Origin of the sequence: Streptomyces sp. NPDC102259 (assembly GCF_044766465.1) — a bacterium.
In the GTDB taxonomy this organism is placed as follows: domain Bacteria; phylum Actinomycetota; class Actinomycetes; order Streptomycetales; family Streptomycetaceae; genus Streptomyces.
On the sequence record NZ_JBIWMA010000033.1, the window covers coordinates 52,886 to 63,793 of the forward strand.

Below are 10,908 nucleotides of genomic sequence, written 5' to 3' on the forward strand. Positions count from 1 at the left end.
GCTATGATTCCTCTATGGAGAATTCAGCGGATCATTCGCCCGGCCCCTCGTATCCGGTGAGCGCCGCCGGCAACGCCCTACGCGTCGTCCGGCTGCTGCACGAGCTCGACGAGCTGCGGGTGATGGACGTCGCCGACCGACTCGGCGTCGCGCGCTCGACCGCGCATCGGGTCCTCGCGATGCTCGTCTTCGAGGGATTCGCCGTGCAGGACCGTCACAAGGTGTACCGGCCCGGGCCGGCTCTGCAGGCGATCAGGGGAAGCCAGGCGCCCCCTCCCCCGGACCTGATCACCATCGCCCACCCCCACCTGCAACGGCTGGCGGACGCCGTCCGGGAGACGACCCACCTGATGGTGCTCGAGGGCAACGGCAGCCGCTTCCTGGACGGGGTGGAGGGCTCCCAGGCGCTGCGCGTCAGCTACCGCACCGGCACGCTTCTGCCCGCGCATGTGACCTCGGGCGGCAAGGCCCTGCTCGCGGCACTGCCGGCTGACCGCCTCCGGGCCCTCTACCCCAACGGACTACCCGACGGCCGGGCCAAAGCCCCCAAGGACTTCGAGAGCCTGATGAACGAGTTGGTGTCCGTACGCCGCCACGGCTACGCCCTCAATTTTCAGGAGAGCGAGCGCGGAGTGCACGCCGTCGGCGCGTGTGTGCGCGACCGCACCGGCGCCGCGGTGGCCGCCGTGGTCGTGGCCGCCCCGTCCGTCCGCTGCACCCGCGCACGGCTCACCGAACTGTCCCAGCCTCTCCTCACGACCGCGCGGGACATCGGTCAGGGACTGTGAACGACAGCGGCGCGCGCCACCTCGACCCACAAGGTGGTGCGCGCCGCAGCAGTCCCGGCACTGCTCTGCCTGCTCACCCGCTGCACGCGACTGCTGGTCACCGACGGGGACGAGCCCTCGCCAGAGCTTGAGTCCGTCTTTGGTCACAACCCCAGAACGCGATCGGCGTTGCCGTGCGCGATGCTCGCGAGGTCGGCCGGCGCATACGGTGCCGAACGCAGGAATCCCACCGCCTCGGCGCTGGACTCGAACGGGTAGTCGATGGAGAACAGCACCCGGTCGACACCCACGGCGTGGACGGCTCCCAGCAGAGCGGCATGCGACATGACTCCGCTGGTCGTGACGTACACGTTGTTCCGCAGGTAGTACGAGGGCAGGTGCTGCAGCCTCCGCTCGGCGGGCACCTGGCCGAAGCGGCTGTCGAGCCGGGCCATCTGGAACGGCAACAGCTCGCCCATGTGGCCCAGCATCAGCGACGCGCGCGGGAACTGGTCGAACACACCGCCGTAGATCAGCCGGAGCGCATGGGCACCCGTCGTCGCGGTCCACCCCCACGACGGCCCGACCAGCACGGGGTACCCGTCGAAGACGCGCCAGTTGTCGGCCGGGATGGCGGCCGGATGCAGATACAGCGTCACACCGAGGCGCTCCAGTTCGGCCCATACCGGCCTGAACTGCGGCTCGTCCAGGTAGTGCCCCCGCACATGGTCGTTGTACAGCACGCCTTTCAGCCCGAGTTCCTGCACCGCTCGGCGCAGCTCCACGACCGCGGCCTTGGGGTCCTGCAGCGGAAGGACGGCGAAGCCCGCGAACCGTTTCGGATGGGCGGCGACCGCCTTGGCCAGATGGTCGTTGACCCGCCGCGCGACGGCCACCGCCTCTGCCGGGTCCTCGATCACTTCCAAGCCCGGCGTGGCGTACGAGAGGACCTGGACATCGACGCCGTTGGCGTCCATGTCCGCCAGGCGCAGGTCGGTCAGGTCGTCCAGGCGACGGAACCACTCCTGCTTGATCGCCTCTGGCGCCTCCAAGCGCTGACGGATCGCTGCCTCCTGCCGGATGGCTCCAGGGATGGCGAACGCCTCTTCCACGGCCACGATGCGCATCTTTTTCTCCTTTTTAGCGTTCCGATGTCCCTTTGAGCCGGCCGTCGAGATGGAGGCACGGCTGCCGGACGCCGCCTCGGCGGCGAGCGCGGGTTGTCCCGCGGCCAGACCGCCGACCACGGCGGCTCCTCCGGCAGCGGCAGTAGTAGCGATGAATCTTCGCCGGGTGGACTCGGTACGGGGCTCGGGCATGTCGACTCTCCCCTTGGGCGCGCGGGTGATTGCCAGGGTCCTGCCAATGACTGTTGCGCTCCGCGAGGGTGCGCGTCGTTCGAGATCAGACCGACGACCCTTCGAGCCACATCCGTCGAAGGCATGGCGGCAGGCAGGGGGTGGGCCGGCAGTGACCGGCTCGCAGAGTCGACGGGCCGCGTCCGACGGCCGGGTCGTGCTCCAGAGCGTTCCTGGGTGACGTGGGGCGGCTCCCCACTCCCTCTCTTGAACTGGAGCCAAGCTAGTTCTAGGATATTTTCCAGTCAAGGCCAGTGATGTAGCCAGATTGGCTCGACCTCACCTCATGACTCGTAGTCAAGAACCCGAGCGGTCTGTCACTCTGTACCGACCTCCACGGCCAGCCCACACACGGGCTACCCCGGATCGTCAGACTGGTCAGCTTCCTGGTCCGCCCCGCATGAGCCGCGTGGTCGGGGTCTGCTCACGCAAGGTCTTCCCGGGGCGGGTGAGGTGCCGGCGGCCGTGCCGGGCCTGCGATGAACCGCGCAACGATCTGAAGGAACGTGACAGTGGAACAGACCATGATGGCGGTCCGCCTGTTCGAACATGGCGGGCCCGAGGTGCTCAAGTACGTAGAGGCACCGATCCCCGACATCGGCCCCGACGACGTCTTGTTGCGCGTGCACGCCACGGCCGTCAACAGCTGGGACCTGCGCTACCGCTCGGGCAACCTGCCGCAGCCTCTCCCGGGACGGCCGGCCTGGCCCCTGCCGTTCCAGCTCGGCCGTGACGCGGCCGGTGAGATCGTCGCCACCGGCGAGAACGTCACCCGCTGGCGCACCGGCGACAGGGCGGTCCAGCTTCCGCACCCGCCATGCCGCAACTGCGCCCTGTGCGTACGCGGACTCGAAAACCTGTGTGTCGACACCGCCTATCCCGGACACCAGGTCTTCGGCGGATACGCCCAGTACGTCGCGCGCCGCCAGGACGCCGTCCTGCCCATCCCCGAGGGCGTCGACTACGAGACGGCCGCGGCCACCATGTGGACCTACACCACCCCGCTCAACTGTGCCCGGCAAGCGCCCGTCGGCCCCGGCGACACGGTGGTCATCACCGGCGCCAGCGGTGGAATGGCGATCGCCTGCGCACAACTGGCCAAGCTGAGCGGGGCCACCGTCATCGGCACCACGACCAAGCCGGACCGCGACGAAGCCCTACGCAAGCTCGGCTACGACCACATCGTGCACTCCACCGATCCCCGGATGCCGGCACGGGTACGGGAGCTGACCCACGGCCTGGGCGCCGACGCCGTCTGGGACTGCGTCGGCGGCAACGACTTCTTCCAGCTCTCCCTCGCCTGCACACGCCTCGGCGGCACGGTCATCGTCCTTGGCACACCGACCGACCAGGGATCCCGCCTCGAACTGGACGCACTCGCCCTCATCGGCCAACAGCTCAAGATCGCCAGCGTGCGCGGCGCCACTCTGCGCGACCAGCAACTGTGCCTGGAACTGCTGGCGGACAAAAAGATCACCCCGATCATCGACCGCGTCTACCCCCTCGAAGAAGCGGCCGAAGCCCACGCCTACCTCGAAAGCCAACGCCAGACCGGCAAGGTCATCCTCCTGCCCTGACGCCCGGCCAACCACCGAAGGGGTACGGGTGCGGTCCGGGGCGGCGGCCTTCACGGGCCGCCCCGGACCTGTTCGCTGCGTGACCCCGCCGGGGGCTTCGCGCACACCGTGTGCAGCCGGGCCTGAGCGGGACACAGGTCGTCAGGCTGTCCGAACAGATCGTCGACACCCGGCTCCACGGCCTACGGCCCGTCGGCTCCCCGCGCTGACACCTGGCTCCGGCGCACCGCACCCGGTGGGAGCGCGAACCCGGCGTGGTGTTGCAGTCGCTGCGGGGGGGGTGTCTCCCCTCCTTCAGGGAGACACCCCCCGACTCCATCAAGAGCGCTCAGTCTCGCGCGGCGAACGCCGTGGCCACTTCCTCGAAGGACGCGGGTTCACGGTCGAGCAGCATCCGCAGGACGTTGCTGTTGCCGCGCAGGCCGTGCCGGTCGTAGTCCTGCCACATGGCGCGCATGTCCGAGGCCCGGGACGGGGAGTCGGCCACTCCCGGCGGGAGCGGTGCGACCGCCCAGTCCACCGTCCTCGCCTCCAGATCCACTCCTCGTGCACGCCCGGCGAAACGCACCGCCTCGGCCAACGTCAGGGCGAGTCCCGCGAGTTCGTAGGTGGCCGAACCGTGCCCCTGCTCGGAGAGCACCCTGACTGCGGCTTCACCGAGGTCACGCAAGTCGATGAACGAGAACTCGTTGTCGACGTCGAACGGCACCTCGACGGGGCCGGCCGGAGCCCTCCCCCACGTCGACAGGACGATCTGCGCGAACATCGAGGGCTGGAGGACCGTCCAGTTCAGCGGCGAGGCCCGCACGGCGGCTTCGGCGTTCGCCTTGCGCAGGTGGTGGCGCAGCCCGGGGGTGTGCGGGTGGAGGACGGACAGATACACGAACCGGCGGGCACCCTCGTGCTCAGCCGCCTCAAGTGCCGTGATCGCGAGGACGTCTTCCTCCGGGTGGAACGCCGGCGGAATCATGAACACCAAGTCCGCGTTCTTCAGCGCCCGACGGACGGTGTCCGGCCTCTCCAGGTCGGCCTCGACAATGTCGTCCACGCCCAGGGCAGCCACCCGTTCGCGCCCCGCCGGTCCGTGCACCACGGCCCGGACCCGGAACGGAGTTCGTAGCGCGGCCTCCAGCACGTACCTACCGCAGAGCCCGGCCGCCCCGATCACCGCGATCACGGGCGGTTCCTGGCTGCGTACGGCTTCTGATTCGGACACCTTCCCGGCCTCCTCCCGCTGTTGTCATGCGGCTCCGCGCAGCCGTGACGTGCTCGTGCGTCGGGTCAGGGGTTGATCACGGTCATCCACATCGGATCGTCGGCACGTTGCTCCATGGCGTCCATGGCCTTGAGCGCTTCGGTGAGCGGGAACCGATGGGTGATGAGCTCGTCGGCGGTGAGAGTGCCCGTCTCGAGAAGCCGCAGGACATCCGTCGTGTCCTGGCGGGTGCACGCGCGAGTGGCGACGAAGCGCCAACAGTGCATCATCAGCGCGATAGCGGGCAGCGACAGCGGGGCGGAGTTGCCGCCCATGTGCACGAGTGTGCCGCCGGTGGCCATGCCGGCCATGGTCTGACTGAGGGCGGGACCGTCCGGGATGAAGTCGATGACGGCATGGGCTCCCGCGGGGGCCAGCTGACGCAGCCTGCGGGTGAGAGCGCCATTCGTCGACCAGCCCTCAGGGAGTTCGTCGAGTGCGACGATGTCGGCCGGTATGCCGCCGGCGAGCCCGGCGACGCGCTGGAGGCGCTCGGTGTCGCGGCCGACGAGGATCAGACGGGCGACTCCGAAGTGCTCCGCGAGTTTGACCGTCGCGGTCCCCATGGTGCCGGTCGCGGCGGTGACCACGAGAGTGGCCCGTTCCGGAAGGTCGGCGCACTTGAGTGCGCGCACGGCGTTGGCCAGATCCTGGACCTTGGCCGCGACGTCGAAGCTGACGGAGTCCGGCAGGGAGTCGATCAGCCAGTGCGGGACACGGACGTACTCCGCGAGTCCGCCGTCGTGGTACTGCTCGTACAGGGGCATCGGAGCATCACCGAAGCCGGCGTGACCGAGCATGGCCTGCTCGGCGCACATCATGTCCCGGCCGGTACTGCAGTAGTCGCACTCACGGCAGTTCAGCAGGGGATGGACCCGCACCCGGTCGCCCACCGCGTGGCCCGTGACATCGCGGCCGACGGCGGAGACGACTCCTGCGGCCTCGTGGCCGAGGGTGGTGGGCAGGTGCTTGAGCGCTCCCATCCGCAACAGGCGCATGATCCCCGGGGCCAGGCCGGCGGAGCCGACTTTCACGACCACGTCGAGCGGACCCGGCTCGGGGACGGGCAGCTCCTCCAGGACGAGCGCTTCGGCGCCCTGGTGTGCTCGCAGGGCAAGCATCGTGGCCATCAGCGGACCTCCACTCTGAGGCTCGAAAGCCGTTCGGGCGTACAGGCATCCGCCGTACGCGTGGTCTCGGCGACCTGGGGCAGTTCCTGATGCGAGAGGAGCGCCACGTAGTCACCGGGCTCGGTCACGACGCTGGCGTGGGAGATGCCGAGCGGGATGCGCACGAAGTCGCCCGGCTGAAGGTCGACGATGCCCCGCTGGGTGATCAGCGTGCGGTGGCCGTGGGCCTGGTACTGGATCTCGTCGGCGTCGAGGGTGCGCCGGTATCGGCGCTGTCCGCCAGGGGTGGTGGTGATCATGCCGAGGCGGATGCCGGCGGTCGCGTACAGCCAGGTGACGTCATGACCGGGATCGGCACGCAGCACCGCCATCCGCTGGTCCTCCTGGTGCACCTGATCGAGCAGGAGCTGTTCGTCGACCCCGAAGACGGTGACGTCGTGGCCGAGCGCGGCCATGCACTGGGTGATCGCCTCGTTGGCCTCGCCGGGCTGCCAGCCGGGGAACGGCGGGAGCACGGCCCCGGACTCCCGCTGTACCGGTGCCAGCTCGGTGACCGGTGCGGGGATGTAGAACAGCAGGTGGCTGTCCTCGCGACCGTAGTTGTCGTGGGCGACGCCGCGCGGGATACGGGAGAAGTCGCCGGGCTGGAACTCGATCACGCCGAGTTCGGACATCAGCGTCCGCTCGCCGCCGATCTGGTAGGAGATCTCGTCGACGTCGCAGTTGCGATGGTAGAACGGCTGCCGGCCGTCCATTTTCTGCCACTCGACGCGGATCTCGTCGTTCTCGTAGACACCGCGTGGAGGGGCGAACGCCTCCGGCTCGTACTGCTGCGGGTAGTGCACCACGGTCAGCGGCGGGTGCTCCTGCCACAGTTTGACGGGCACCTTCGGGGGATGCGGCGGCGAGAGCAGCAGGTCCTCGTCGCGGACGATACTGCGCAGCGGATGGTCGGAACCCAGGACCATGACGTCTTCAACAACACTCACGGGGACCTCCTTGTCCTTCAGTGAACGGCTGGATCAACTTGGGTGACGGGGAGGGAATGTGTGCCGCCTCCTGCCGGCCGAAGCCGGTGACAGTGGTCACCTCTTTCGGCCCCAGTACATCTCGATGCCCTTCCACTCCATCAGCTGAGGGCTGTCGACCTTGTCCCCGAACGCCTCGCGGATCTGCTCTCCGGAGTAGTAGGGGATGTCGTCCACGGGGACGTGCCCGAAGAGTTTGTCGAACCACTGCCGAAGGTGGACGTCGGAGTCGATACGGGAGAAGAACGTCGCTCCCTTCAGGACCGCTTCGGCCAGCACGATACGCCGGCCGGGCTTCATCACTCTCAGTAGGTCCGCGGCCGTCTCAGGCCAGTCGTCACAGTGCTGTGTCGCCTGCAGCACGGCGACGCAGTCGTACGCCTCGTCGTCCACCGAGTCCGTGTACGACCAGCGCCAGCAGCCAACCTGGCCGTTCCGGCCGGGAACCTTGCCCAGGACGGCGTTTCGTCCGTCCTTGATGATCTCCACGGTGTCGATGACGCCCTCCGGTCCCACCAGGGCCCGCATGTCCTCGACCCACCCGGCGGGCGCGATGCCCTCACCGATGAGCAGAACCCGGTCTCCGCGACGGAGTTCGAGGAGACCGTAGACGATCTCGGAGATCGGCCGGGCCAGCTCCTGCCAGATGTACGGCAGGCCACCGGCGATGGCCATGGCCATTTCCCACTCCGCGCGCAGCTTGACATCGTGGATCTCCGGGCCGAAGCGCTCCTCGTCCCACGGCTGGATGTACCCCCACGGGTCTCCGCCACCGAAGCTGTCCTTGGCTTCCGTACTCATGTCGTCATGTCCTCCGTCGACTGCCGGAATCGTGTGGTGAGGGCCGCATTTCTGCGGCTCGAACGCCGCCATCGCCGCGCCCTGACCAGGGCGCCGATACCTTCGGCCTCGATGCGCACCTCGGTGCCCCCGTCAATCTGTGAGACGCAACGACACCATCGGGCTGCCGCATATGGGCAGTCACGTAGACGGTCTGCCGTCTGCTGACAGGTCGACCCCGGCTTCGCCGTGATCAGCGGGAGTCACCATGACGCTCCCTCTCTCTTGAACCCAAGACGAGCGTAGCACCGCACACGATCGGTCAAAAGTCTTGTGTTTTTCCAGCTCTTCCATACATCGACATGCGCGTGTAATTCTGACCCGGGTTCAAGAGATGGGACCATGAGTGGTCCGACCCTTGCTCAGGAAGGCAGATCTTCAATGTCCGACCAGCACGAGAGAGCCGCATCCCGGCGCGTCCTGATCGTGGGAGCAGGGCCTGTGGGCCTGGCCCTCGCGACCGAGTTGGGGTGGCGCGGTGTACCGGTCACCGTGATCGATCAGGGCGACGGCCACGTGCCCTTTCCAGCAGGTGAAGCGATCTTTTCGCGCACCATGGAACATCTGCGCCGCTGGGGTTGCGCGGAAGAAGCACGCACGGAGTCCGCACCGCCCCCGGACTACCCGCACCGCACGGTGTTCGCCACCTCCGCCACGGGGCGCGTCCTCACCGACTTCGACTACGGGGTCACCAACCGGTCTTCGGGTGTGTACACCCAGCTGACGCCGGAGGGTCCCGCGTTCCTGTCCAAGTTCTCCTTCGTGCCGTTGCTCGCGCGCACCGCCGGTGAACTGCCGGGAATCGAGATCAGGTACGGCACCCGCCTGGAGACGATGGAGCAGGACTCCGAGGGCGTCCTGGCCGTGGTGCGCGACGTGGCGAGCGGTGCCACCGAGACGCTGGCCGGCGCGTATCTGGTGGCCTGCGACGGAGGCCGCAGCGGCATCCGTCGGGCACTGGGCATCGAGTTCGAGGGCATGTTCGCCCAGGGGCACAACTTCGCCGTGCACTTCCGTGCGCCGCAGCTACTGGACCTCCTGCGGGAGAAGCTGGGTGGCCCCGCAGTGCAGATCCACACCCTTGCGTCCGCGCGCCGGCCGTACATCACGGTCGTCAACGGCGTGGACGAATGGCGGCTCTCGGTCTACCTGGACGAGGAGCCCGACCCCGATGACGCGGTCGCCTGGATACGCGAGGCCGTCGGTGCGCCGATCGACGTGGAGATCCTCGCGGCGCAGCCCTGGAGCGGACACTGCGTCGTGGCCCGCACCTACCGTGAGGGGCGGGTGTTCCTCGCGGGCGACGCGGCGCATCTGCTGTGGCCCAAGGGGGGCTTCGGCGCCAACACCGGGATCGGTGATGCCGTGGACCTCGGCTGGAAGCTCGCCGCGACACTCCAGGGATGGGGAGGCCCGGCGCTCCTGGACAGCTACGAGCAGGAGCGGCGGCCGATCGCCGTCCGCAACGTCACCGAAGCCTCCAGCAACTGGAAGGCCGACGCGCAGCTCGTCCCCGATCCGGCGCTCGACCGCATGGACGCGGAAGGCGAACGGCTGCGACGTGAGCTAGGCGAGGAGATCCGCCGGTCCCGGGCCAAGGAGTTCCGCTGCACGGGCGTCCAGCTCGGATACCGCTACAGCGGCTCCCCGATCTGCGCGCCGGACGGGAGTCCGGAGCCGCCCGACGAGCCGGACGAGTACGTTCCGTCGACATGGCCCGGCTGCCGCGCACCGCATGTCTGGCTGCCCGACGGCAGTTCGGTGCTCGACCACTTCGGGCGCGGGTTCACGCTCGTGGTCTCGGGTTCCGCGGACCCGACGCCTCTGGTGAAGGCCGCCCGCCGGTGTGGTGTGCCGTTGACGGTGCTGCGCCTCGCCGACCCGGCGGCCGAGGAGTTGTACGAGCGGCCGCTGGTGCTCGTCCGCCCGGACGGTCACGTCGGCTGGCGGGGCAGGCAGGCTCCCGCGGATCCCGCCGCCGTGCTCGACATGCTGCGCGGGGCGACGATTCCGCCCCGGGACGAGGAAGCGGCCGGTGCGGGGCGGGCGGTGTCAGCGGGAGTCGGGCCTCACCTCGTCTGAGGTAACGCGCTCAGCGCTTCCGCCCCTTGGCCGCCGAACTCCTGGCCACGACGGACTCCAACAGGAACCGGATCATCTCGTGCGCCGGTCTGTTCCAGTCATTGGGCACGTGCGCCCCTTCGAAGACGGCGACCGCGACATCGCGGACGAGCTCGGCATCGATGCCGGAGGAGTCGTCGAGGCCGCGCTCTGCCATGAACTCGTCGACCAGTCCGACGATCCACTTCAGGAAGGTGTTGTGGGCCTCGCGAACGGCCTCCGAATGGGGAAGCCGGTCGTGCATGGCCTGGTGCATCGGCCGGGAGTAGCGCATGTCGGACAGCCCGCGCACCAGGCGGCTCAGTGGGTCGGCACCGGCCTGCTCCTCGTTCAGGATGCGGATCTCGCGACTGAGCATGCGGTTGATAACGGCGGCGAAGATGTGGTCCTTCGAGTCGAAGTACCAATAGACGTTGCCCCGGGCCACGCCGGCGGCGGCACTGATGTCCGCCATCGTCGTCTTGTCGTAGCCCTTCGCCAGAAAGAGCTCGGTGGCCGCGGCTAGCAGATCACCCTTGCGCTCCTCCCGGGGGATCTGCTGGCGGTTCCGCGGCATCCCGACTCCTCCCGTGAGTTCACCCGTCTCCGGTGAGTGTAGACACCCGCCAGGCCACCCCCTACGCAGGAGGAAGGAGTGCTGGGGCCCATCGGGCCCCGGCGAGGAGGTCCTGGACATCCTTCGCCGAGGAAGAGGCGGCGCGGCGCGTTCCACGCACGGCGATGGCGGACGGCGTTCCCCGGGCCGCCGCTCGTCGGTTCAGTCCGCGGTGGGCCGGGCGAGGCCGTGGTCGTAGGCGAAGATCACGGCCTGGATGCGGTCGCGGGCTCCGAT

The 10,908-nt window shown here is 68.8% G+C and carries 9 protein-coding genes and 1 pseudogene; 3 read left to right on the plus strand and 7 right to left on the minus strand.

Annotated elements, in window-relative coordinates; translation table 11 throughout:
• Positions 1–14: 14 nt before the first annotated feature.
• Complete coding sequence (locus tag ACIRPU_RS40465; protein ID WP_277437011.1) at positions 15–788, plus strand: IclR family transcriptional regulator; 774 nt, start codon at positions 15–17, stop codon at positions 786–788.
• A 143-nt stretch (positions 789–931) separates the two neighbouring features.
• On the opposite strand, the gene ACIRPU_RS40470 is transcribed toward ACIRPU_RS40465, so the two are convergent.
• Complete coding sequence (locus tag ACIRPU_RS40470; RefSeq protein WP_403877019.1) at positions 932–2,014, minus strand: amidohydrolase family protein; 1,083 nt, start codon at positions 2,012–2,014, stop codon at positions 932–934.
• A gap of 623 nt (positions 2,015–2,637) precedes the next feature.
• Between ACIRPU_RS40470 and ACIRPU_RS40475 the strand changes: the two genes are divergently transcribed.
• Positions 2,638–3,702 (plus strand): zinc-binding alcohol dehydrogenase family protein, encoded by a 1,065-nt coding sequence (locus tag ACIRPU_RS40475; RefSeq protein ID WP_403877022.1) that lies wholly within the window; start codon positions 2,638–2,640, stop codon positions 3,700–3,702.
• Positions 3,703–4,030: 328 nt separating this feature from the next.
• On the opposite strand, the gene ACIRPU_RS40480 is transcribed toward ACIRPU_RS40475, so the two are convergent.
• The 4 genes from ACIRPU_RS40480 to ACIRPU_RS40495 form a co-directional block, all read right to left on the minus strand.
• Positions 4,031–4,918, minus strand: coding sequence for an SDR family oxidoreductase (locus ACIRPU_RS40480; protein ID WP_403877025.1), 888 nt, complete (start codon positions 4,916–4,918; stop codon positions 4,031–4,033).
• Between the two features lie 65 nt (positions 4,919–4,983).
• On the minus strand, positions 4,984–6,087 hold the full coding sequence (locus tag ACIRPU_RS40485) for an alcohol dehydrogenase catalytic domain-containing protein (RefSeq protein ID WP_403877028.1): 1,104 nt from the start codon (positions 6,085–6,087) through the stop codon (positions 4,984–4,986).
• Positions 6,087–7,076: a hypothetical protein gene (locus ACIRPU_RS40490; protein WP_403877031.1), complete on the minus strand. Its 990-nt coding sequence runs from the start codon at positions 7,074–7,076 to the stop codon at positions 6,087–6,089. Before ACIRPU_RS40490 ends, ACIRPU_RS40485 begins: the two co-directional genes overlap by 1 nt.
• A 96-nt stretch (positions 7,077–7,172) precedes the next feature.
• A complete protein-coding gene (locus ACIRPU_RS40495; RefSeq protein ID WP_403877034.1) occupies positions 7,173–7,916 on the minus strand; it encodes a hypothetical protein in 744 nt (247 codons plus the stop codon).
• Between the two features lie 420 nt (positions 7,917–8,336).
• Between ACIRPU_RS40495 and ACIRPU_RS40500 the strand changes: the two genes are divergently transcribed.
• The gene (locus ACIRPU_RS40500; protein WP_403877037.1) at positions 8,337–10,037 is read left to right on the plus strand and encodes an FAD-dependent monooxygenase; all 1,701 of its coding nucleotides are present in this window, start codon (positions 8,337–8,339) and stop codon (positions 10,035–10,037) included.
• A gap of 10 nt (positions 10,038–10,047) precedes the next feature.
• On the opposite strand, the gene ACIRPU_RS40505 is transcribed toward ACIRPU_RS40500, so the two are convergent.
• Complete coding sequence (locus ACIRPU_RS40505; protein ID WP_403877040.1) at positions 10,048–10,632, minus strand: TetR/AcrR family transcriptional regulator; 585 nt, start codon at positions 10,630–10,632, stop codon at positions 10,048–10,050.
• Between the two features lie 201 nt (positions 10,633–10,833).
• Positions 10,834–10,908: pseudogene (locus tag ACIRPU_RS40510) on the minus strand (DNA-binding response regulator); the annotation flags it as partial.